The organism is Micromonospora endolithica, from assembly GCF_003626595.1.
Classification (GTDB): Bacteria; Actinomycetota; Actinomycetes; order Mycobacteriales; family Micromonosporaceae; genus Micromonospora; species Micromonospora endolithica.
This window is the reverse complement of sequence record NZ_RBAK01000004.1, coordinates 95,356-117,828: the sequence shown is the minus strand read 5'-3', so window position 1 is coordinate 117,828 and position 22,473 is coordinate 95,356. Positions and strand designations below refer to the sequence as shown.

Here is a 22,473-nt window from a genome sequence, read left to right as displayed (position 1 = left end):
GGGCCGATCAGATGATGAGAGCCGCGGGGCGGCACGGCCGGCGCGACGCCTCCGTGGTGTCGGGCCGCCGGACGTTCTGCGCAATCTTCTGCATGGCCCACCACCATCCCGGCTGGTTGCATAGTGACCAGCCGAGACAGCCGCACCCACCGGCCCCCGGCCACACCCACGCAGGTGAGCTCGCAGCCGCGAGCCGATGCCGCACGCCTACCCGAGCCGTTCCGGTAGGCCCACAACTGCCCGAGAGGAAGATCGATGTCCACTGCAACCCGACGCACGGTCCTGGCCGGCTCCGCAGCCGTCGTCACCACCGGTGTCCTCGCCGCGGCGACCGGCTCGCCGGCCGCCGCCCACGGCTCCAGCGGCCCGAAGCCGACCATCGTGCTGGTGCACGGCGCGTTCGCGGACGCCTCCGGCTGGAACGATGTCATCCGCCGGCTGATCCGAGACGGCTATCCAGTCCTGGCACCGGCGAACCCCCTACGCGGCGTCGACACCGATTCGGCGTACCTGGCCAGCATCCTGGCGACGATCGCCGGCCCGATCGTGCTGGTCGGGCACTCCTACGGTGGTGTGCTGATCACCAACGCCGCGACCGGCAACGCCAACGTGAAGGCCCTGGTGTACGTGGCCGCGTTCGCCCCGGACGCGGGTGACACCGTCATCGGGCTGCAGACGATGTTTCCCGGCACCAAGCTCGGCCTCGACGCGCTGGACTTCCGGCCGCTGCCGGGTGGCGCGGGCGCCGACGGATACGTGAAGAAGGCAGTGTTCCGCGACATCTTCGCCGGTGACCTGCCCCGCTCCATGACCGACATCATGGCCGCCACCCAGCGCCCCGGCGACGGTCACACCCTGCAGCAGGCGTCCGGGCCGCCGGCATGGAAGCAGATCCGCTCCTGGTACCTGGTGGCCCGCAACGACAACCTGATCCCCGCCGCGGCGCAGCGATTCATGGCTCAGCGCGCCGGTTCCCGCGTTGTGGAGGCCAACGCCTCGCACGTCGCCATGATGTCGCAGCCACAGCTCACCGCCGACCTGATCGCACTCGCCGCGCGTTCCACCCGCCGCTGACCCGGAAGGAAACGACCATGCCATTCGTCACCACCGCCGACGGAACGCAAATCTTCTACAAGGACTGGGGTGCGGGCCGCCCAGTCGTGCTCGCCCACGGCTGGCCGCTGAACTCCGACAGCTGGGAGGCGCAGCAGCTGTTCCTCGCCGAGAACGGCTACCGCGCCATCGCCCACGACCGGCGCGGCCACGGCCGCTCCACCCAGACCTGGCACGGCAACGAGATGGACACCTACGCCGACGACCTCGCCGCCCTCATCGGGCACCTCGACCTGAGCGACGTCACGCTCGTCGGATTCTCCACCGGCGGTGGTGAGATCACCCGCTACATCGGCCGCCACGGCACCGACCGCGTCGGCCAGGCCGTGCTCGTGTCCGCGGTGCCGCCGTTGATGGTGCGTCGCGACGACAACCCGGCCGGCGTCCCGATCGAGGTGTTCGACGGCATCCGCGCAGGCTCCACCGCGGACCGGTCGCAGCTGTACCGGGACCTCGCCGACGGGCCGTTCTTCGGCAACAACCGGTCCGGCGCGACCGTGTCGCAGGGCATCCGGGACGCCTTCTGGCTGCAGTCGATGGCCGCCGGGCACCGTAACGCGTACGAGTCGATCGCCGCGTTCTCGGCCACCGACTTCCGCGACGACCTCGCCACGTTCGACATCCCGACCCTGGTCATCCACGGCGACGACGACCAGATCGTACCGTTCGAGGTCGGCGGCAAAGCCTCAGCCGCACTGGTCAAGGGCGCCGAGCTGATCGTCTACCCGGGCGCGCCGCACGGCATCACCGACACCCACAAGCAGCAGCTCGGCAACGACCTGCTCGCCTTCCTCGACACGTTCGGCGCCCGGCGATGACCGACAAGCCCGACACCATCGTGCTCGTGCACGGCTTCTGGGTCACGCCGCGCAGCTGGGAGAACTGGATCACCTTCTACGAGCAGCAGGGGTACCGTGTCATCGCCCCCGGCTACCCCGGCTTCGACATCGAGGTGGAGGCGCTGCGCGCCCGGCCGGAGGTCATCACGGCGCTCACCGTCCCGGCCATCATCGAACACCTCGAGTCGGTCATCGCGGCGCTGCCGAAACCGCCGATCATCATGGGCCACTCCGCCGGCGGTGCGTTCACCCAGATCCTGCTCGACCACGGCTACGGCGCCGCTGGCGTCGCGCTCAACTCCGCCCCCACCGAGGGCGTCCACGTCGTACCGTTCTCGCAGGTGAAGTCGACGTTCCCGGTGCTGAGGTCCCCGGCGAACCGGCACCGGGCCATCGGACTGACGCCCGAGGAATGGAAATACGCGTTCACGAACACCTTCAGCGACGAGGAAGCCGCGGCACTCTACGAGCGGTACCACATCCCGGCCAACGGCGGCATCCTGTGGGGCAGCGTGCTGGCCAACTTCCAGCCCGGCCACCAGGACACCTGGGTCGACTACCGCAACGACGACCGGGCGCCGCTGCTGTTCATCTCCGGCAGCGAGGACCACATCATGCCCCCGGCCGTGCAGCGCTCCAACGTCAGGCACTACACGTCCAACACGGTGACCGAGCACATCGAGTACGACGGCTACGGCCACCTCCTTCCCGCGCAGAAGGGCTGGCAGGACATCGCCTGCTTCGCCCTCGACTGGGCGCTGCGCTACGCCCGATGAACCAGGCGACCGATGCCATGATCACGCACATCGGCGGGCCCACCACCCTGATCGAGGTCGGCGGGTGGCGGCTGCTGACCGACCCGACGTTCGACCCACCCGGCCGCACGTACCACTTCGGCTGGGGCACCTCCTCACAGAAGCTGACCGGCCCCGCAGTGTCCCCGGCGGAGCTCGGCCACATCGACGCGGTCCTGCTGACCCACGACCACCACGGCGACAACCTCGACGACCTCGGCCGGACGCTGCTACCCGAAGCCGGAACAGTGCTGACCACCGAGTCCGGCGCCGACAGGCTCGGCAGGCCCGCACACGGACTCGCACCTTGGGCCGCCACCACGCTCAGCGCCGGGGGGCGGCCCACGATCGAGGTCACCGCGACCCCTTGCCGGCACGGCCCGCCGTTGAGCAGACCGATCGTCGGTGACGTCATCGGGTTCGCACTACGCTGGGACGGCCAGCGTCACGGCGCGCTGTGGATCTCTGGTGACACGGTCCTGCACCACGGAACCCGGGCCGTCGCCGAACGGCTACACATCGGCACCGCACTGCTGCACCTCGGCGGCGTCCGGTTTCCGATCACCGGACCCCTGCGGTACACGATGACCGGCCGCAAGGCCGTCGAACTGTGCCAGGCCATCCGGCCACACACGGTCATCCCCGTCCACTACGAAGGATGGCGGCACTTCCGGCAACCCCGGGCCGCCATCGAACGCGCCTTCGCCACCGCCGCCGCCGACATCCGCCGCAGCATCCGGTGGCTCGACACCGGCGTCCCAACCAGCATCCCCTGCTGACCATCAACCGCCATCAGGCCGTCCCGTCGCCACACCCGACGGGACGGCCTTCACCTTCACGCAAGCGCCTCAGCGGCAGTGTGATGCCGCGCATCGACGCCACGGGCAAGAAATCCCCACCGCGACGGGCTCCTCCGGCACGTGCTCGGGGACGCACTCAGGTCGGCACGAGCGTCCGCACCGAGCGGCCCGAGGGAGCCCGCGGCGCCGGCGAGCGCGTCACCGGCGACCGCACCGACCAAGGATCACTCCCCACGCCGGACGACCGGCAGGGATATCGACGGCTGCCGCACCGGGGCGGCGGAACTGCGCGCCGACGGCGAGATCGTGCGATCGGGCCCAGCAGCGCGGCCACACCCGTTGCGGCAGGGTTATGCGGAGTTGCGCCACTTGCGGCCGTGCCGGCCGATGAGCCGGTCGGCGTCGGTCGGCCCCCAGGAGGCGGCCTCGTAGGTAGGGATCGGCGAGTTGTCCTTCGCCCAGTTCTCGATGATCGGGTCGACGATCCGCCAGCACTGCTGCACCTCGTCGCTGCGGATGAACAGCGACGCGTCGCCGATCAGCGCGTCCAGGAGCAGACGCTCGTACGCCTCCGGCGACTCCTCGACGAACGTCTGGTCGTACGAGAACTCCATGGTGGCCGTGCGGACCCGGAAGGAGTGACCTGGCACCTTGGCGCCGAAGCGCAGCGAGATGCCCTCGTTCGGCTGGATCCTCAGGATCAGCGCGTCGGCCTCCAGGCCGGTGAGCTGATCGGTCGGGATCGGCAGGTGCGGCGGGCGCTGGAACTGCAGCGCCACCTCGGTGAGCCGGGCCGGCAGGCGCTTGCCGGTGCGCACGTAGAACGGCACGCCGGCCCAGCGCCAGTTGTCCACGTTGAGCCGCATCGCGGCGTACGTCTCGGTCCGCGACAGCGGGTCGACGCCGGCCTCCTCGCGGTAGCCGGCCATCAGCTCCTCGCGGGTGCCGCCCCGGGTGTACTGTCCCCGGACCGCGGCCTCGGCGATGTCCCGGTCGGTGGGGAGCCGAATGGCCTGCAACAGCTTCACCTTCTCGTTGCGCAGGCCCTCAGCCTCGAACGAGGCCGGCGGCTCCATCAGCGCCAGCGCGAGGACCTGGAGCACATGGTTCTGCACGATGTCCCGCATCGCTCCGGCGTCTTCGTAGAAACCGCCGCGGGTGCCGACGCCGAGGGTCTCGGCGACGGTGATCTGCACGTGGTCGACCCACGAGCGATCCCAGATCGGCTGGAAGATCGAGTTCGCGAAGCGCAGCGCCAGCACGTTCTGGACGGTGTCCTTGCCCAGATAGTGATCGATACGGAAGACCTGGTGCTCGTCGAACGCGCTGTGCACGACGCCGTCGAGCTCGCGGGCCGTGACCAGGTCGCGCCCGTACGGCTTCTCGATGACCAGGCGGGAGAAGGAACCCTCGCGCGGCTGGTTGAGCCCGACACCGGCCAGCCCGTTGATCACCGGCTCGAAGGCCCCGGCCGGGGTGGACAGGTAGAAGAGCCGGTTGCCGGACGTGCCCCGTCGCGCGTCCAGTTCGTCGAGGGTCTCCACGAGCCGCTTGTAGGTCTCCGGGTCGTCGTAGCCGCCGGCCACGTACCGTACGCCACCCCGCAGCTGGCGCTTGCTGGCGAGGCCATGCTCGCCGAGGGCACTCTCGGCGAACCGCTCGTCGGTCATCGGCGTGCGCGCGACGCCGACCAGCGCGAACTGGTCCGGGAGCCGCTCGTGCCGAGCCAGGCTCTCGACAGCAGGCAGCAGCTTGCGCCGGGTCAGGTCACCGGAGGCACCGAAGATCACCAGCGTCGCCGGCGGGGCACTCCGCTCCTGGATGAGCTGAGACGCGTGGTCCATGGTCTGCGTTCCTCCGGGCATCAGGGTGTCGGTCGGGGGGCGCTGTGCTGTCATGCCAGGAATTGTGCGTCTATCGGGTCGTGTCCGGGAGCCATGCGACGTGGCCTCTTTGGTCGCGGCACCTGAGCGTCGCATGCTTGGCTGACGTGATTGCCCACGTAGGTACCGAGTTCGCCGCTCCCGACCCCGGGGATGCACCTGGGGCAGCGGACGCAGCTCGAACAGGAACCGGATCCGGGAAAGCGTTCCTCGAACGTGCCATCCGCGGGTGTGCCCGGCAGGCCGTCGCGGATGGCGAACACCACACGGTCGCATCGGTCGACCGCCCGCAGCGCGTCGGCCGGCGCGAGGCCCGGGTGGTCGGTGGGCTCGCGCCGGCCGGGTCCGCCGCTTCCAGGCAGGTACCCCTACCCCGGCGGACGTCTGGTGCGGCTACTGCGGGTGGCGATACTCAGGGGAGAACGTCGAAGGTCCAGGTCTTGGCACCGGAGGTGACGGTGGTGCCGTTGGAGGCGAGCTTTGCGGTGACTTCGAAGGTGACGGTGTAGGTACCGGCGGCGTCGAAGCCCCAGTTGACGTGGGCATGGGTGTTGCGGTTGACGTTGAGGCTGTCGGGCAGGCCGTTGCCGCTGTCGAACAACACGGTGGGGGTGCCGCCGGAGACGGTGTAGACGCTGAAGCCGGCCGGCCCGGTGACGTTGGTCAGCTTGAAGGTGACCCGGTTGTTCTGGAGGACGCCGCTGGGCACCTCGGTGGTGTTCCAACCGCCCCAGAGCAGTCCGGCGGTGCTGGCCTGGGGCAGGACCCACGCGTGGCCGCCGGCGCCGAGGAACGTCCAGGCGCTGCCGCTGGGGACGGTGAGCTTGGCGGTGTGGGGGACGCGCAGGACGACGTCGGCGGGGTTGCGTTCCACCGACGGGCTGACGGTGTCGTCGAGCAGGTTGACGGTCAGCGCACCGCCGGCGTAGTCGACGTCGATGACGTCGACATGGCCGCTGGCCAGGACGATCGGTGCCGCGACAGCGGGGACGGCGGTGCCGGCGAGCAGCGTGGCGGTCAGGGTCAGGCCGGTGAGGAAGCGGTTGCGGGTACGCATGGTGTTCACTCCTTGACCACGACGCGCAGGGTGGCCGGCTCGCTGGTGACCTTCTGTCCGTTGGCGGCGAGGGTGCCGGTGGCGCGGAAGGTGACGCGGTAGGTGCCGGCGCTGTCGAAGGCCCAGTTGGCGTGCAGGTGGTCGCCGGCGGCCAGGGCGATGGTGTCGGGCAGTCCGTCACCGCTGTCCGCGAGGACGGTGGGCTGACCGACGGCGTTCTCGGTGTAGATGGCGAGCTGCCCGGGGCCGCTGATCGACCGCAGACTGAGGTTGAGGGTGTCGGCGGTGAAGGTGCCGGCCTCGATCTCCTCGGCGGCGATGCCGGGCCAGATCAGGCTGGTGTTCTGGATCTCGGGCAGGATCCACACGTTGGACACCCCGGGGGTGCCGAGGAAGCCGAAGGCGGGATCGTTGGGGACGGTGACCTGGGCCTGCCGCTTCACGACGATCTTGACGTCCTCGGTGGTGTACTCGACGTCGTTGTCCTCGTCGTGGACGCCGAGCTCCAGTTCGCCGGCCTCGTAGGCGATGTCGACCAGGTCGACGTGCCCGGAGTTGAACGTCACCAGGGATGCCTGCGCCGGTGGCGCTGCCGCGAGCAGCGCCGCGGTCACCACCCCGGAGGCGAGCAGCAGCCGGATGGGCTTGCGCACGAAGAACTCCTCTCCCGCGATCCCCTGTGGACCGTCGGTTATTGGAAACGATAGTCGTTATCTATAGCTCCGGGGAAGGGCTGAACGGTGAAGGCGGTCACGTGGACCGGCGGCTCGCCCCGGCATGCCGGCTGGTGAACGGATTCATGTTGCGTGGGCGGCCGGGCCACGGTCGCTCCGGTTGCCCACCGTCCCCAGTCCGCCCGGCTCCGTCATCGCACGGCCGGCGACGGGTCCGGCGGGTGAGCGAGGCCGGGCAGCGGCGCGGGTCGGTTGACATCGACGGGTTCCGGCCCACTCGGACGCCGCCACCGTCTGGTCAACAGGCCGTGCCGTGGGGCGACCAGCCAGGCGACGAGGAAGATGGCGGTGGCGACCAGGACGATGGTGCCGCCGACCGGCGTGTCGTAGCTCCAGGACAGGTACAACCCGACGACCGCCGACGTGCCGCCGATCACCGGAGCGAGCAGCATCATCACGCCGAGGCGGTCGGTGAGCAGCCGGGCCGCCGCCGCGGGGGTGATCAGCAGGGCCAGCACCAGGATGTTGCCGATGGTCTGCAGGGAGATCACCACGGCCAGGGTGACCAGGACGTAGAGCACGATGTCCAGCCAGAAGACCGACAGCCCCATCGCGCGGGACATCTCCCGGTCCAGGCAGACCGCGACGAACTCCTTGTGCAGGGCGAGCACCAGGCCGAGGACGACCAGCCCGGTGCCACCGACGACATACAGGTCCCGGTCGGGGATACCGGTGATCGAGCCGAACAGGAACTGTTGCAGCGACCCGGCGTACCCGGGCGCCTGCGAGATGATCACGATGCCGAGGGCGAACGCGCCGACCAGGAAGACACCGATGATCGAGTCCTCCTTGATTCGCCGGTTCTGCGCGAAGATCGCGATCAGCAGGGCGGTCACGACGCCGGCGACGGCACCCCCGAGCACCAGACTGCCCTGCAGCACGAAGGCGACCGCGATGCCCGGGAAGACCGCGTGGGCCACCGCGTCGCCGATGAACGCCATCCCGCGCAGGACGACGTAACAGCCGACGACCCCGCAGACGATGCTGGACATCACCGCGATCGCCAGCGCCTTGGGCAGGAACGCCAGGTCGGGGTTGAGCAGGTCGGTGAGAAATTCGGTGATCGACATCAGGTCGCCCTCACGAGTTTCAGCAGCGGGGACGTCGCGCTCACCCCGAAGGTCGTCGTCCACAGCTCGGCGTCCTGCAGGTCCGCCGGTCGCCCGTCCGCGACGATCCGGCCGTTGAGCAGGACCAGGCGCGTGCAGGAATCCACCGCCGCGACCAGGTCGTGTGTGGTCATCAGCACCGCACGGTCCTCCCGCGCCAGGCTGACGAACAGGTCACCCAGCATTTCCTGGGTGGGCATGTCCAGTCCGGTGAACGGCTCGTCGAGCAGCAGGATGCGCGGCGCGAGCGCGAGTGCCCGCGCGACCAGGACGCGTTGGCGTTGTCCACCGGACAGCTCACCGACCGGCCGGCGGCGCAGCCCGGTCAGCTGTACCCGGTCCAGCGCATCGCCGACCGCCCGCCAGTCGCTGACGCCGGGCCGGCGGAGCAGGCCCAGGCGACCGGTACGACCGGTCAGCACGGCCTGCTCGACGGAGATCGGGAAGTCCCAGGTGAACTCGTGCCGCTGGGGGACGTAACCGATCCCGGACCGGCCGGGGCGCGACGGATTGCCCTCCACGGTCACCGTGCCGGCGCGGGTCCGGGTCAGTGCCAGGATGGCGCGCAGCAGGGTGGTCTTCCCGGCGCCGTTGGGTCCGAGCAGGCCGACCAGTTCACCCCGGTCCAGGTGCAGCCGCACGTCCCGCAGAACGGGCCGGCCACCGAGGTCCACGTCGAGCCCTTCGACCTCCAGCGCTCTCACCGCTGCCCCCCGGACCGTGACGCCGCGCGTTCCCGTTCGGCGCGCCGCTTCACGCCGCGACCACGCAGCAACAGGAACACCAGTCCCCCGACGAGCAGGACGGCCGCGCCCGCCAGCGCCGCGAGCAGTACCGCCGGCGACGGGTCCGCCGGCTCGGTGGCCCGGGTGTCGTCCTCACCGGCCGGTGTCTGCTGGGCTGTCGCGGGGATGTCCGCGGTGGCCGCGTACGCCTCGTCGGCGTTGGTGGCGTCGCCCACGGCGAAGCGCAGCGTGCGGGTCGCCGAAACCTGCTCACCGTTGATCAGGTCGGCCGACGCCTGGACCGCGACCAGGTAGATCCCGGGAGCGCTGAACACCCAGTTGGCATGGGTGTGGGTGTTGACCTCGGCCCAGAAGGGCTGGGCCTTGGGCTCGGTGGACCGCCACAGCGGCTGCGGGGCGGCGAAGTTGCCCGACTGCAGATAGGTCGTGAGGCTTCCCGGTCCACGCACGCCGAGCAGGGTCAGGGTGACGCCACGGTCGATGGTCTGCATCACCCGGGGGTCCTGGGTGTTCCAGCCGAGCCAGACGACGTCGGAGTTCTGGACCTGCGGCACGACGTACACCTGCGTGCCGGCGTCGACGCCGAGGAAGGCGTACGCCGGGTCGTCCGGAACGGTCTGCAGCGCGGCGTCGGAAACCCGGAGCAGCGCCTCGTCCGGGTTGCGCCACACCGGTCGCGCCCGGGTGCCGTCGTGGATCAGCAGCGCCCAGGTGTCGTCGACGTATCGGGGGCCGATGTCCACGTGCCCGGCGGCGAGTTCCGCCCGGCCGGTGGCGAGCGGCTGGTCCGCGGCGATCGACTGGCTGAGCCCCGGTGTCGGTTGCTCGGCCCGCGCCGGGGTCTGCGTCACGGCCAGCACCACGACCGTGGCCAGCGCGCAGCGCAGGATGGCGGTCGTCGTGCGGGTGCGGCGTCGCGCCCGTCCTGCCGTCACTGGTTCCTCCATCATGTGTCGGTGGCCAGGCAGTCGTGCAGTGAGTCGGCGTTGAACCGCATCATCTGCGCGTAGCTGGTGACCTCGCGGTCGAAGGTGTCGCCGTAGATCGGGCAGACCCGTAGTCCCTGTTCGCGGGCCACCTCGGTCAGGGTGGTGGAACGGGCCGCCAGGTGGGGTTCCAGGAACACGGCGGGGATCCTCAGGTTGCGGATCGTCTCGGTGAGCCGGCGGCGGTCGGCCAGGCTCGGCTCGGTGGCCGGGTTCGGCGTGACGAAGCCGGAGATCTGGATCCCGTACGCCTGGCCCAGGTAGCCGAACGCGTCGTGGGTGCTGACCAGGTGACGTCGGGACGCCGGGATCCGGGCGACGGTGTCCCGGACGTAGGTGTCGAGCCGCTCCAGCTCCCGGATGTAGGTCGAGGCGTTCGCCCGGTAGGCCGTCGCCCCCGCCGGGTCGACGCCGATCAGGGTGTCCCGGATCAGCTCGGTGTAGGAGATCGCGTTGCGCACGTTCTGCCACAGATGCGGGTCGATCTCGCCGTGTACGTGCTTGCCGAGGACCGCCTGCGGAAGCTGGTAGACCGGGGTGCCGGGCCGGCCGAGGAACCGGAACCTCCGGTCGCCGGGCACCTCCAGCAGCGCCTTGTTCGGCACCTCGATCACGGTGCTCGCCGGGTCGTACACCTGCTGGTTGGCCTCGCCGCTGCCCTCCGGGTCGGCGAACAGGTAGAGCCGCCGCTCGTCGAGGTCGACGGTGATGTCGGCGTGCCCGGAGTTCAGTACCCCCGCCCCGGCCATGCCCGGCACCGAGTGCGGATCCACCCCGACGGCGAAGGTGAACACCTGCTCGCCCAGCGGGACGGGGGCCGTGTCGGGGGTGACCGCCAGCTGCGCCCGCATGGTCAGCCGGTAGACACCCGGCTTGGTGAACGCCCAGCTCATGTGGGTGTGCGCGTCGGGCGGCAGGGTGGCGGTGTCGTCCCGGTATCCGTTTGCGGCGTCGAACCCGTCCTTGGAGTCGACATAGAACGCCGGGTTGCCGAACGACTCGGTCAGGTAGGCCAGTACCCGACCCGGCCCGTCCGCGGCGGTCGCGCTGAGCAGCACGTCGGAGGAGCGGTTCGCGCCCTGCGCCGCGCCGGTGCCGCGCACCCGCATGCCCAACCAGATGGTGTCCAGCGAGACGTCCTCGACCAGCGGGATGATCTCGGCGGCGTACTTCACCGCTCCCTCGGCCAGCGAGATGTTCGGTACGCCGTCGCGCAGGTTCGCGTCCAGCGCCTTGATCACGGCCTGCTCCTCCAGGAGCAGGTAGTTGCTGAACGCGACGTCGGCGTAGACGACATCGCGGACGTCCCGCAGCGACGGCTCGTAGCTGTGCGGGTCGGCGCTGTCCGGCACCAGCGAGCTGACCGCCACCCGGGCACCACCGACGTTGCTCACCAGGTCCCGCAGGATCCCGGTGGTCGTGATGACCTGGACCCGCTCGTCGTCCGCGCTCAACGCCACCTCCGACCGGCAGCCGGTGGCCAGCAGGGCGATCAGCAGCGGCGGTACGAGCACCCGCCACCCCGGGCGCGACCGGCGAGGCGTCACGCGGCCACCCCGCCGGTTGCGTCGGGCAGGACGGTGTGCCGGCGGCGCCGGGCGAACACCAGCAGCAGGACGCCGACCACCACCAGGACGACGCCGGCCGCTGCGGCCGTCAGCACCCAACCGGCGCCGGTGCGTGGCAGCGGTCCGCCGCCTTCCTGATCCGTACCGCCGTCACCGGTGCCGGTGCCGGTGCCGGAGCCGGCCGCGGAGCCGGTGCCGGAGCCGGCCGCGGAGCCGGTGCCGGAGCCGGCCGCGGAGCCGAAGCCGCTGGCCGGATCGGTGCTGTCGCCGACGGCGATGGTGAGCGTCTTCGTGTCGGTGACCGCCTTGCCGGCGCTGGTGGTGCCGCTCATCTGTACCGCGAGGCGGTAGAGGCCGGGCCTGGTGAACGCCCAGTTGCCGTGCGCGTGGGTGTTGAGGGGAACGCTCAGCTGCTGCGGGAACGCCTTGACGGAGTCGAACAGCACGTCGGCCTTGCCGAACGAACCGGTCAGGAACAGGGCGAACCGGCCGGGCCCACTGACTCCCTTCAATGCCCAGGTGACACTGCCCTTGACACCGGAGACGACAGACTCGTGCTGGGTATTCCAGCCGGGCCAGACGATGCCCGCCTGCTGGGACTGCGGCAGCAGCCACACGGCGTCGCCCTGCCTGCCGAGGAAGTCGGCGCCGGCCGGCACCGTGATCCTCGCGTTGTCCCTGACGTGCAGCACCACGTCGGCGGTCTCCCGCCAGACCGGAGGGCTGGTCCGGTCGTCCTTGATCCGGATCGTCCAGCTGTTCCCGGACAGTTGCGGGCCCATGTCGACGTGCCCGTCGGCGATCACCTGACGGGCGCCGGCGGCAGGCGCCGCCGCCTTCGCGGCAGGCGGTGCGGCGGCGGGCTTCGGCACGGCCGCGGGCTTCGGCGCGGCCGCGGGTGCGGCGAGTGCCCGCGCCGCCGACTCCCCGCCGGACCGGGTGACCGGCTTGGCCGGAGCCGGAGCCGGTGGCGGTGCCTGCCCGGCCGGGTTGATCGCCGGTACCCGGACCCGGTAGGTCGCCTCGGCGCTGGCCTGCTTGCCGGAACGCACCGTGGCCGAGCCGGTCAGGGTCAGCCGGTACTCGCCGGCCGCGTCGAAGGCCCACACCACACCGCCGGTACGCGTCCCCACCGGTAGCCGTGCCGTCCGGGTCAGGCCCGGGCCGCTGCCGAAGAGCGGGCTCGCCGAGCCGAGACCGGACACCGTGTAGGCGGTGAACGTTCCCGGCCCTTCGACCGAGCGCAGGGTGAGGGTGACCGCGTCGTCGGTGACGGCGCCGGGGCGTACCCCGGTGGTGTCCAGGGCCGGAAACCCGGTGTCGCCGGCGGCCAGGGACCAGACGGCGTGGCCCGGCGCGCCGAGGAAGGCGAGAGCCTTCCCGGCCGGCACCCGGCCGGCCAGGCCGCCGTCCGGGCCGAGCACCACGTCGGCCGGGTCGTGGCCCGGCGCATCGCCGGCCACCTGCGCGGCGTCCCGGATCCGCAGCGACATCGAGTCGCCGTCGAGCGCCACCGCGACCAGGTCCGCGCCGGCCGTGGTGACCACGGCCGGTTCCGCCGCCGCCGGCGTCGCCCCGGTGGCCAGCGCCAGTACGACCACGGCAAGGCCGGCGGCGCCGGCACGAATGCTTCTCATCCTCATTGCTTGCTCCCCAGGCGAGGTGGTGTGTCGTCCGGCCGCGTTCTCCGGTCGTCGGTTGTCGCGGAGGTGTGCGGGTCGGTCTGCCGGCTGGCCTCGGTGCGGCCCTCCTCCCGGGCGGCTGCCAGCGCCCGCGCGACCTGTCGGGCCCGCCGGCGGCGGGTGGCGATCAGCGCCCACCCGGCGAGGGCCAGCAGCGCCAGCAGGACCAGCTGCGGCCAGGGCATCGCCCAGACGGTGGCCCACGCCGTGCCGCCCTGCGGCGGCGGATCGAGGACCTGACCGCCCACGGCGGCAGGCGTGACGGCGGCGCTCGCGGTCAGCCGGAACAGCGGCGGCACATCTGACATGCGTACGGTGGTGGTCAGTTCGTCGCCCGGCAGGATCTCCGGCAGGGCCGCGGCGTCGATCGAGCGCCGGCCGAGGCCGAACGGGCCGGCCGCGGTGAGCGCGGGCTGCCCGGTGAGCCGGACGTTGCCGGTGTTGCGGACGGTGAAGGTGGCGGTCAACGTGCCCCCGCCGAGGGGGTTCAGCGAGCCGGTGTGGCGTACCCGGAGGTCCTGGACGGTCAGCGCCGGTCGCAGCTCACCGGTCACCCGCAGGTAGATCCGCGCGCCGACCCGGTGGTCGACGGCGACCTGGTTGCCCTGGGCGTCCGCCGTCGTGGCGGCGAGCGAGGCGACGATCCCTCCGGCGTGGTCCCCCGGCGTGGCGTTGTCCGGCACGGTGAGCGTGAACGGGATGTCCAGGCGGGACGTCGACGGGACGGTCAGGGTCCGCTGGGTGAAGCGCACCCAGGCGCCGACGTCGGTGGGTTGCCGGTCACCGGCCAGCAGGTCGAACCCGCCCTGTGCGGTGGTGAACGCGTCGCTGGCGTAGAGGTTCAGGGTGAGCGGGCGCGCCGAGTGGTTGGTGACCGCGACGTGGTCGGTGAGGGTGGCACCGGGGTCGAGCTTGTAGGTGAACGCCGGCCGGCCGTTCGGGCCCTTCGCGGTCGACGGCGCCACCCCCCAGGTCACGACGGACGGCGTCGACGCTGCGGGAGGGGTCGGAGTGGGTGGCACCGGGGCCGCGCCGAGCAGGGCGACGCCGGTGGCGATGGCGGCTAGCAGGCGCATGGTGGGGACGACGTCCATTCCTGGAGGAGCGAGACGAGACGGGGTGGGCCGCGATGTCGGCCCGCCCACCCCGCGACCGTCCGGTGGCCGGCTCGGCGCCGGCCACCGGACGGATCGAGGGATCAGATCGCGGTGAGGGTGAGGGTCGCGGTGTAGGTGCCCGCAGCCGTCTCGGTGGGCAGGCTCAGCCGCAGCCCCGCACCGAGCTGTGCGGTACCCCGCCCGGCACCGTCCGGTGCCGAGCCCAGCACCGCGCTGTTGCCGAGGCCGCCGCCGGTCCCGACGACGTACGGCGCCACCTCCGGGCCGGCAACGACGCCCTGGCCGGTGCCCTGGGCCAGCACCCGGGGGCTCCAGCCGAGGTAGCCGGAGCTGAACGTCGCACCGCCCGGGCCGGCGAAGTCGGCCGGGATCTGGCCGGACGCGCTCCAACCCGGTTGACCGGCGCGGGTGTCGGTCACCGTGACCGGCCGGAGTTCACCGTTGCTCTCCCAACGGTCGCCGCCGGCGGTGAGCTGCGCGGGCGGCAGCACCACAGCCCGGTCGTCCGGGTTGACGCTGATCACCAGAGCACCCTGCGTCTCGTCGATCGAGGCGGTGACCGTCTGCGAGGTGCCCGGCTCCTGCGGAGGGAACGCGACCCACAGGGTCACCGGTTCGCTGCTCGCGACGACACTGTGGCCGTCGCCGTACAGCTTGGCCACGTACTCGCAGGCGTGCAGTTCCCGGGTCGCGGTGAAGGAGTAGCTGGCGCCCGCCTCACCCGGGATGATGGTCCAGTCGTCCGAGCCCGGGCACCTGCCGAACCAGTGGTAGTGGTCCAGCTCGGTCTGAGGGGTCTGCACCGCGTCGAGCGTGACCGTGTCGTTGGGCTGGTACTCGTCGGCCATGCCACTGACCGACAGGCTCACCTCCGGCCCGCCGCCGGACAGCTCGCCGACGACGAACGAGTAGTCGACCGGCCCGGTGCTGACCGTCGTGCCGTTGGCCAGCGTCGCGTCGGCCTGGAACTTCAGGGTGTAACTGCCCAGCGCGCCGAACGCCCAGTTCGCGTGCGCGTGGGTGTTCACCGGCACGTCGATCGCGTCCGGTAGCCCGTCGTCGCCGCGGAACTTGATGATCGGACCCCCGAACGAGTCCTGGGTGAACAACGTGACGTTGCCCGGTCCCCGCACGTCGACCAGGCTCAGCCGCACCTTGTCGCCCTCGAACACCCCCGTCTTCAGGGCCGTGGTGTTCCACCCCGGCCAGAGCAGGTCCGGGTCCTGGGTCAGCGGCAGCAGCCAGACCTGGCTGCCCGCCGGCCCGAGGAAGGCGAACCGGGGGTCGTCGGGAACGGCCATGGCCGCCTCCGGCAGGACCTGGAACGTCACGTCCGCCGGATCCCGCTTCACCGGAGAACTGCCCGTGTCGTCGTTGAGCTTCAACGACAGCGCACCACCCTCGTAGTGCACGTCGACCGCGTCGGTGTGCCCCTTGGCGAGCACCACCTTCTCGGCCGCCGACGCGGCGGTCGGCGCCAGCACCGTGCCGGCGACCACCACCGCCCCGGCCATCAGGGCCGCGAAACCGCGAGCCCTCCCTGTCAGATTCATTCCTCCCCTTTCCGACCGCGCGCCTGCGCGCGGTGGTACCTGTGGTGAGATCACCACGACGCCTTGCGCACCCCGGGCATCTCGCCGCGCAGGGCCAGCTCGCGGAACCGCACCCGGGACAGCCCGAACCGGGTCAGCACGCCACGTGGGCGGCCGTCGATCTGGTCCCGCGACCGCAGCCGCACCGGGCTCGAATCCCGCGGCAGCCGGCTGAGCCGGCGGACCGCCTCGGCGCGTACGTCGGGGTCGGTGTCCGGATGGGCGACCGCCCGCTTCAGTTCCGCCCGCGCGTCGGCGTGCCGGGCTACCAGCTCCTCGCGGCGCGCCTGCCGGTTGACCAGGCTCTTCCTGGCCATCAGCGGGCCTCCTTGAACTCGACGTGCCGGCGCACGATCGGGTCGTACTTGCGCAGCACCAGCCGATCCGGGTCGTTGCGGCGGTTCTTGCGGGTCACGTACGTGTAGCCGGTGCCGGCGGAACTGCGCAGCCGCACGATCGGCCGCACGTCGGTCTGCCGGGCCATCAGACCTTCACCCCCCGGTTACGCAGCTCGGCGACGACCTTCTCGATGCCCTTCCGGTCCACGGTCTTCAGCGCCTTGGCGGTCAGGGTGAGGCTGATCCACCGTCGTTCCGACGGCAGCCAGTAGCGGTGGTTCTGCAGGTTCGGGTTCCACCGGCGACGGGTGCGCCGATGCGAGTGGGACACGGCGTTGCCGAAGCTCGGCTCCGCCCCGGTGACGTCGCAACGTCTGGACACAGTGATCGCTCCTTGTTCGGGTGTCACGATAACGACAACGGTTTTCAGTTTTACATCACCCGTTCGGCCAGGACCGCTCAGGGTCGTGGGTGATTCGACGGGGCAGCCGGCGCCGAGGTGGTAGCAGGCCTCGGCCGCACCCACCGGCAGGTCCCCTGTTCGCTTCGACGGCTGGGGTATGCCTAGAATGACAATCGTTTTCAAGTAAGTCGAGAGGAAGCTGATGTCGTCGTCACCACAGGCTCCGACCCACACCGTGACAGCGGACGCCGATACCCGCCCGTCGCTGACCGTGCTGTCCGGGTTCTGGCCGGCGGCGACCTTCGCCGTCGCCCGCACGTTGCTCGCCGCCGATCCGTCGCTGCTGCTGGTGCGGCACGACCTCATTGGGATCCGGCAGGGCGTGGTCCGTCGGGTGGTCCGTTCCGGCGGCGGCATCATCGAGGACGAGCAGGTCGAGCTGCGGCACGGCTGCGTCTCCTGCACCCTGCGCGAGGACGTGCTGCCCACCCTGGCCCGGTTCACCCGCAGCCATCCCGGCCAGGACCTGGTGCTGATGCTGCCCGAGGTGGTGGAGCCCGAGGCGGTTCGCCGCCGCGTGCGCCCACTGCCTCGTCGACGGTGCCCCGATCACCGATCTCGTCCGGATCGACTCCTACGTGACCGTCCTCGACGCCGAACACCTGCTCGACGGCCTGGCCAGCACCGACGACCTCGCCGCCCTGGGCATCCAGGCCGCCGAGGACGACCACCGCGCGCTCGCCGACGTCGTGGTCCGGCAGATCGAGTACGCCGACACCCTGGTGCTCTGGGGACAGTCCCGGGAGGGCGCCTTCGACACCAGCCGGATGGCGGTCCTGCTGCAGCGGATGGCACCGTGGGCGGCGCACCTCCGGGTCGACGGCGATCTCGTCGACGCCAGCACGCTGACCCGGCAGCTGCGGCACACCCACCGGCACCGGCCGGAGACGCCCGGAGTGCTCGCCCGTGGCCTGCAGGGCTACACCCTCGGCGCGCACGAGCCGGAGTCCGACTGCGGTGTGGTCTCCGCCGTCTTCCGCGCCCGCCGCCCCTTCCACCCACAACGCCTGCACGACGCACTCGAAGACGTCAACGCCGAGATGATCCGTTCCCGGGGCCACCTCTGGCTGGCCAGCCAACCCGACACGGTGGTGGCCTGGGAGTTCGCCGGCGGCGGTCTGGCGATGGGGTCGCTCGGGCACTGGCTGGTCAGCCTGCCCGAGGACCGCTGGGAACACGTCGAGGACCAGCGCCGGCTCGCCGCCGCGCTGGAGTGGGATCCCTACTACGGCGACCGGCACCAGCACCTGGTCTTCATCGGCCTCGACGTGGACCCCGTCGAGCTGCACCGCGTCCTTGCCAACTGTCTGCTCACCGACGCCGAACTCGCCGACGGCGAGGAGACCTGGCGTGCCTACCACGACCCGTTCGCCGGCTGCTTCCCCCTCCACCCGGAGGAGCTGGCCGACACCGACCCCGAAGGAGCGCGAACCGCATGAAGCCCGGCATCCACCCCGAGTACCGGCCCGTCGTCTACCGCGACAAGGACGCCGATTTCACCTTCCTCACCCGCTCCACGGCCACCAGCGACCAGACGATCGAGTGGACCGACGGCAACACCTACCCTGTGATCGACGTCCAGATCTCCTCGGCCAGCCACCCCTTCTGGACCGGCAAGCAGCGCCTGCTCGACACCGCCGGCCGGGTCGAGAAGTTCCGCCAGAAGTACGCCCGCCGCGGACCCCAGAGCAAGTAGGCACCGACCCGCCGGTCGACTGGACCGAGCTGGCCCCGCAGCTCGTCGACGCCGCCTGGCCTGGCGCCTGGTGGGCGCCCGCGAGCTGGCCGGTCCCGCCGGCCGGCTCGCGGGCGACGTCGGCTGTGCCGCGGCGATGGCGTTGGCCACCGCCCGGATGATGGCCTGCGGCCGAGTGGTAGCAGTGGATGCGAGTCACCACGGGTATTCGCTACGACGGGTCGTTCGGACACGCGGCGGCGGGCGACGGCACCGCGACGGTGACCCGGATCGTGGTGATCAGGGCCAGGCCGCCGCCGGGCAGGCGGGCGGGTGCGAGCGCCCGGGCGGCGTCGGTGGTCGCGGCGTCGAGAAGCTCGGCCGGGATGTGTCGCAGCAACGCGCGTGCGCCGTGCGACCACATCCACTCCATCCAGTGGTCCACGTCGCGGAAGCGGCTCTCGACCCGGTGCTGGCTGATCGCGGTCACGGTGAGGCCGGCCGCCGCCATGGTCGCGGTGACCGTCTGGTCGTCGGCGAACGGGTCGTCGGTCGGGGCCGGCCGGGGCTGGTCCGCGGGCAGATGGCGGGCCAGGGCGTCCATGGCGGCGACGAAAGCCGGGTCCATGGCGCCGAAGGTGCTGATCGCGACCCGTCCCGCCGGTCGCAGCAGCCGCGCATAGGCCCGAAGCGCCTGCTCGGGTTCGGGTAGCAGGAAGACGACCAGCCCGGCCAGGACCACGTCGAAGCTGCCAGCCGGGAAGTCGGGCTGCTGGGCGTCACCCATTCGGATGTCGACGTGGGTCAGGCCGGCGCGGGTGGCGTCCTCGGCGGTGAGCGCCACCATGGCCGGCGCGAGATCGGTGCCGGTGACCCGACCCGTCGGACCGGTGGCCTCCGCCGCAGGGAACAGGACCGCACCCCGGCCGCAGCCGACGTCAAGGACGCGCGCGCCGGGCCGGATGCCGGCACGGCGGACCAGTTCGGCGCCGAACGGCCCGAAGAAGGACACGCCGGTACGGTCGTAACTCGTCGCGGCCTGCTCGAATACGTCGACGGTCCCGTTCGACCGTTCACTGCTGGTCATCGGCGCTGCCCTTCCACTGTCACATCTCGCCGGAATCGCCGCCGTCGGTACGCGCCACCCGCAGCGCGACGGCACGCCCAGGTGGATGTCGCTGGAGTCGGTCAGGGTGCGGCCCGGCCAGCCTGCCGGATCAGGTCGACGACCGCATCCACGTGCTGGAGTTCCTCGATCGGGCCGATCAGCATGCCACGCCGGCCCGCCGGATCGGCGCCGGTGAGCAGGAGCAGGGCGGGGGCGCGGTGGCAGGCGCCGAGGCACTCAGCCCGGATGAGGACACCGCCGTGGCTGGTCCGGATCGCCTGGCGGAGGACGTCGGCGAGGTCCCCCGCCTCGTCGGACGCGTTCGGACGACCCCGGTCGCGTAGCGCGCGGCAGCGGTGACCGTCGCAGTAGGCGACGGTCACACCTCCGCCGCGCGGCGGCGGAACGCTCATCGGCGGCACACCATCAGGGCGTGACCGGCGCGTTCCCAGCGCACCGTCGGGTCGGTGAAACCGGCCCGGCGGGCCGCCGCACGGTGCCAGCCGACCGGCGCGGCGAACTCCGCCGAGCTGAGGCCGCTGAGCGCGGCGGTCCGCTCCTCCAGCAGCCGCGCCATCGCCGGTTCCCGGGCCAGTGCGGTCCACCAGGCGGTCCACGGGTCGGTCCCGCTGTCTGGTCGCTCGGCGGCGACGGGGGCGACGGGCATGGCGTCGGCGACGAGGAGCAGCCCGCCCGGGCGCAGCAGCCGGCGGGCTTCGGCGTACCAGTCGCGCACCCGGCCCGCGGGCAGATAGTGCAGGGTCATCAGGGCCATGACCAGGTCGTACGGGCCGCCGGCCGGTGCGAGCCAGCGCGCCGAGCCGAGGTCGGCCCGGACGGTACGGATCCGCAGCGGGGCGTTGTCGGCCAGGGCCAGCAGGGCCGGGTCGATGTCGAGGACGGTGACGCGCGCCTCGGGCCACCGCCGCAGCACCGCCTCGGCAGTGGTGCCCGGCCCGCCCCCGACGTCCAGCACCCGCTCGGGTGGGTTGCCGGGTACCTCTTCGGCGGCGGTGAGACCGGCGGCCAGGAGATCGTCACGACCCGGCTGGTAGTGGCGCATCATGGTTTCCCAGTCACGCCGCCACCGGGCGACGTCCTCGGGTGCCAGAGTGGTTGCCATGGTCAGGCCGGGACCGGTTCGGCGTGGTCGTGCAGGTCACCGAGATCCCACTCGGGGAACGGGTCGGTGAGGGCCCGCCAGGCGTCCTGTCCGGCACTGATCTCCGGGTCGGTGAGCAGGCAGGCGGTCAGGGCCGCCCGCAGGCGGTCGGCGTCCAGGTGCACGCCGATGACGACGAGTTCCTGCTGCCGGTCGCCGAAGACCGGATGCCAACGGGACTCCAACTCCGCTCGCTCGTCGGGATCCTCCGGCCACTCCCCCGACACCACCACCGGCACACCGATCGGGTCGCAGCGTCCCGACGGACCGGCCTGCGACCACAGCGCCTGCACGTCCGGGCGGCTGGCCAGCCAGAGGAAGCCCTTCGAGCGGACCACACCTAAGCCGTCCAGACCGCCGGCGAGCAGGTCCCACAACCGCTGCGGATGAAACGGTCGGTGGTCGCGGAACACGATGCTGGAGATGCCGTACTCCTCGGTCTCCGGCACGTGCCCGCCGTTGAGCTCCGCCACCCAGCCGGGCGCGGTCTCCGCACGCTCCAGATCGAAGCGCCCGGTGTGCAGGATCTCCGCGGGCGGCACCCGTCCCTGCACGGCACGGACCTGCCGGGCGGCGGGATTCAGGCGGGTCAGCAGCGCTTCCACCACCGCCAGGTCGGCCGCGCCGATCAGGTCGGTCTTGTTGACCACCAGCACGTCGGCGAACTCGATCTGGTCGACCAGAAGATCGGCGATGCCCCGGTCGTCGCCCTCGTACGCGGCCAACCCCCGCGCCTGCAGGCTCTCCCCCGCCTCGATCATGCCCCGCAGCGCCGCCGCGTCGACCACGGTGACCGTCGTGTCCAGGCGGGCCAGGTCGTCGAGGATCTGCCCGTCCGCCACACCGAAGGCGAAGGTGGCGGCGACCGGCATCGGCTCGGAGATGCCGCTGGATTCGATCAGCAGGTAGTCGAAGCGGCCCAGTCGCGCCAATCGGGCCACCTCGTCGAGCAGGTCGTCGCGCAGCGTGCAGCAGATGCAGCCGTTGGTCAGCTCGACCAGCCGTTCCTCCGTCCGCGAGAGCGACCCACCGTCCCGCACCAGCGCGGCGTCGATGTTGATCTCGCTCATGTCGTTGACGATCACCGCCACCCGCAGCCCGTCCCGGTTGGCCAGCACGTGGTTGAGCAGGCTCGTCTTGCCCGCGCCGAGGAACCCGGACAGCACCGTCACCGGCAGGCGGGCGGTCACGGCTGGTCCACCACCTGACGCCCCTTGTAGAGACCGCAGTGGGTGCAGGCCCGGTGCGGCACCACCATCTCCTTGCGCGGACACGGGCACGGCGTCAGCTGCGGCACGCTCGCCTTCCACTGCGCCCGCCGGTGCCGGGTGTTCGACCGCGACATCTTCCGCTTCGGTACGGCCACGGGAATCTCCTTCGTCGAGGGGTCGGCACACATCTTAACGGCACTGGTTTTCGTTTTCTGTCTGCCCTCTCCCCCTTCATCCGGCCCGTCACGGCCGAGCGTGCGTGGGTTTGGTTGTTTGCCGGATTTGCTGCCGGTGCTTGCCGAGAATGACGATGTCGGCTCGCGCCGTGTCCGGAGCCCTGGCCCCCCGACCCTCAGGACGCGGCTTGGCCGGTGGCGGCACGATCGACGACCCGGTCCACGCGCGTCGACCACCTCGGCCCGTTCACCCCGGACAGGCGATGGAGGTCCAGCACAATGGTCACCGCGAACACGGACGGACGGCCTCCGGCGTGAG

General features: G+C 71.5%; 23 protein-coding genes and 1 pseudogene. 6 read left to right on the top strand and 18 right to left on the bottom strand.

Going from position 1 to position 22,473, the window contains the following annotated elements:
• Positions 1-255: 255 nt before the first annotated feature.
• Genes D7223_RS12415 through D7223_RS12400 form a run of 4 tightly spaced genes read left to right on the top strand, consistent with a single transcriptional unit; the run spans position 256 to position 3,525 of the window.
• Positions 256-1,074: an alpha/beta fold hydrolase gene (locus tag D7223_RS12415; protein ID WP_120728391.1), complete on the top strand. Its 819-nt coding sequence runs from the start codon at positions 256-258 to the stop codon at positions 1,072-1,074.
• Positions 1,075-1,091: 17 nt separating this feature from the next.
• Positions 1,092-1,931 carry an alpha/beta fold hydrolase gene (locus tag D7223_RS12410; RefSeq protein WP_120728388.1) on the top strand — a complete coding sequence of 280 codons (840 nt, stop codon included), beginning with the start codon at positions 1,092-1,094 and terminating at the stop codon, positions 1,929-1,931.
• Positions 1,928-2,728, top strand: coding sequence for an alpha/beta hydrolase (locus D7223_RS12405; RefSeq protein ID WP_120728386.1), 801 nt, complete (start codon positions 1,928-1,930; stop codon positions 2,726-2,728). The genes D7223_RS12410 and D7223_RS12405 overlap by 4 nt, the downstream gene beginning before the upstream one ends.
• Positions 2,725-3,525: an MBL fold metallo-hydrolase gene (locus tag D7223_RS12400; protein ID WP_120728384.1), complete on the top strand. Its 801-nt coding sequence runs from the start codon at positions 2,725-2,727 to the stop codon at positions 3,523-3,525. Before D7223_RS12405 ends, D7223_RS12400 begins: the two co-directional genes overlap by 4 nt.
• A gap of 371 nt (positions 3,526-3,896) precedes the next feature.
• Here D7223_RS12400 and zwf read toward each other — a convergent pair whose 3' ends face one another.
• The 13 genes from zwf to rpmB all read right to left on the bottom strand — a co-directional run bounded on the left by zwf (position 3,897) and on the right by rpmB (position 16,741).
• Positions 3,897-5,444: a glucose-6-phosphate dehydrogenase gene (gene zwf / locus D7223_RS12395; protein WP_238161867.1), complete on the bottom strand. Its 1,548-nt coding sequence runs from the start codon at positions 5,442-5,444 to the stop codon at positions 3,897-3,899.
• Between the two features lie 397 nt (positions 5,445-5,841).
• Positions 5,842-6,495, bottom strand: a complete 654-nt coding sequence (locus D7223_RS12390) for a choice-of-anchor M domain-containing protein (protein ID WP_120728380.1) — start codon at positions 6,493-6,495, stop codon at positions 5,842-5,844.
• Positions 6,492-7,139 (bottom strand): choice-of-anchor M domain-containing protein, encoded by a 648-nt coding sequence (locus tag D7223_RS12385; RefSeq protein ID WP_120728378.1) that lies wholly within the window; start codon positions 7,137-7,139, stop codon positions 6,492-6,494. The genes D7223_RS12390 and D7223_RS12385 overlap by 4 nt, the downstream gene beginning before the upstream one ends.
• Before the next feature lie 212 nt (positions 7,140-7,351).
• The gene (locus D7223_RS12380) at positions 7,352-8,290 is read right to left on the bottom strand and encodes an anchored repeat-type ABC transporter permease subunit (protein WP_120728375.1); all 939 of its coding nucleotides are present in this window, start codon (positions 8,288-8,290) and stop codon (positions 7,352-7,354) included.
• A complete protein-coding gene (locus D7223_RS12375; protein ID WP_120728373.1) occupies positions 8,290-9,033 on the bottom strand; it encodes an anchored repeat-type ABC transporter ATP-binding subunit in 744 nt (247 codons plus the stop codon). The genes D7223_RS12380 and D7223_RS12375 overlap by 1 nt, the downstream gene beginning before the upstream one ends.
• Complete coding sequence (locus tag D7223_RS12370) at positions 9,030-10,022, bottom strand: choice-of-anchor M domain-containing protein (RefSeq protein WP_120728371.1); 993 nt, start codon at positions 10,020-10,022, stop codon at positions 9,030-9,032. Before D7223_RS12370 ends, D7223_RS12375 begins: the two co-directional genes overlap by 4 nt.
• On the bottom strand, positions 10,022-11,608 hold the full coding sequence (locus D7223_RS12365) for an anchored repeat ABC transporter, substrate-binding protein (RefSeq protein ID WP_186832198.1): 1,587 nt from the start codon (positions 11,606-11,608) through the stop codon (positions 10,022-10,024). Before D7223_RS12365 ends, D7223_RS12370 begins: the two co-directional genes overlap by 1 nt.
• Positions 11,605-13,272, bottom strand: a complete 1,668-nt coding sequence (locus tag D7223_RS12360; RefSeq protein ID WP_186832197.1) for a TIGR03773 family transporter-associated surface protein — start codon at positions 13,270-13,272, stop codon at positions 11,605-11,607. Before D7223_RS12360 ends, D7223_RS12365 begins: the two co-directional genes overlap by 4 nt.
• The gene (locus D7223_RS12355) at positions 13,269-14,387 is read right to left on the bottom strand and encodes a WxL protein peptidoglycan domain-containing protein (protein WP_120728874.1); all 1,119 of its coding nucleotides are present in this window, start codon (positions 14,385-14,387) and stop codon (positions 13,269-13,271) included. The genes D7223_RS12360 and D7223_RS12355 overlap by 4 nt, the downstream gene beginning before the upstream one ends.
• Before the next feature lie 122 nt (positions 14,388-14,509).
• Positions 14,510-15,982 carry a choice-of-anchor M domain-containing protein gene (locus D7223_RS12350; RefSeq protein WP_120728367.1) on the bottom strand — a complete coding sequence of 491 codons (1,473 nt, stop codon included), beginning with the start codon at positions 15,980-15,982 and terminating at the stop codon, positions 14,510-14,512.
• 50 nt (positions 15,983-16,032) lie between these two features.
• The gene (gene rpsN / locus D7223_RS12345) at positions 16,033-16,338 is read right to left on the bottom strand and encodes a 30S ribosomal protein S14 (RefSeq protein WP_120728365.1); all 306 of its coding nucleotides are present in this window, start codon (positions 16,336-16,338) and stop codon (positions 16,033-16,035) included.
• Entirely contained in the window at positions 16,338-16,505 is a 168-nt protein-coding gene (rpmG, locus tag D7223_RS12340) for a 50S ribosomal protein L33 (RefSeq protein ID WP_120728363.1), read from the bottom strand. Before rpmG ends, rpsN begins: the two co-directional genes overlap by 1 nt.
• Positions 16,505-16,741 carry a 50S ribosomal protein L28 gene (rpmB, locus tag D7223_RS12335; protein WP_120728361.1) on the bottom strand — a complete coding sequence of 79 codons (237 nt, stop codon included), beginning with the start codon at positions 16,739-16,741 and terminating at the stop codon, positions 16,505-16,507. Before rpmB ends, rpmG begins: the two co-directional genes overlap by 1 nt.
• 223 nt (positions 16,742-16,964) lie before the next feature.
• Here rpmB and D7223_RS12330 point away from each other — a divergent pair.
• Together D7223_RS12330 and D7223_RS12325 are read left to right on the top strand one after the other, a co-directional pair.
• Positions 16,965-18,261: pseudogene (locus D7223_RS12330) on the top strand (CobW family GTP-binding protein).
• A complete protein-coding gene (locus D7223_RS12325) occupies positions 18,258-18,518 on the top strand; it encodes a type B 50S ribosomal protein L31 (protein ID WP_120728358.1) in 261 nt (86 codons plus the stop codon). The pseudogene D7223_RS12330 and the gene D7223_RS12325 overlap by 4 nt, the downstream one beginning before the upstream one ends.
• Positions 18,519-18,729: 211 nt before the next feature.
• On the opposite strand, the gene D7223_RS12315 is transcribed toward D7223_RS12325, so the two are convergent.
• The 5 genes from D7223_RS12315 to rpmF all read right to left on the bottom strand — a co-directional run bounded on the left by D7223_RS12315 (position 18,730) and on the right by rpmF (position 22,133).
• Positions 18,730-19,584: a class I SAM-dependent methyltransferase gene (locus D7223_RS12315; protein WP_120728357.1), complete on the bottom strand. Its 855-nt coding sequence runs from the start codon at positions 19,582-19,584 to the stop codon at positions 18,730-18,732.
• 101 nt (positions 19,585-19,685) lie between these two features.
• Positions 19,686-20,018, bottom strand: coding sequence for an NADH-quinone oxidoreductase subunit NuoE family protein (locus D7223_RS12310; RefSeq protein ID WP_147252492.1), 333 nt, complete (start codon positions 20,016-20,018; stop codon positions 19,686-19,688).
• On the bottom strand, positions 20,015-20,728 hold the full coding sequence (locus tag D7223_RS12305; protein ID WP_238161866.1) for a class I SAM-dependent methyltransferase: 714 nt from the start codon (positions 20,726-20,728) through the stop codon (positions 20,015-20,017). Before D7223_RS12305 ends, D7223_RS12310 begins: the two co-directional genes overlap by 4 nt.
• Before the next feature lie 2 nt (positions 20,729-20,730).
• Positions 20,731-21,957, bottom strand: a complete 1,227-nt coding sequence (locus D7223_RS12300; protein ID WP_120728350.1) for a GTP-binding protein — start codon at positions 21,955-21,957, stop codon at positions 20,731-20,733.
• Positions 21,954-22,133, bottom strand: a complete 180-nt coding sequence (gene rpmF, locus D7223_RS12295; protein WP_120728348.1) for a 50S ribosomal protein L32 — start codon at positions 22,131-22,133, stop codon at positions 21,954-21,956. Before rpmF ends, D7223_RS12300 begins: the two co-directional genes overlap by 4 nt.
• Between the last annotated feature and the right edge of the window lie 340 nt (positions 22,134-22,473).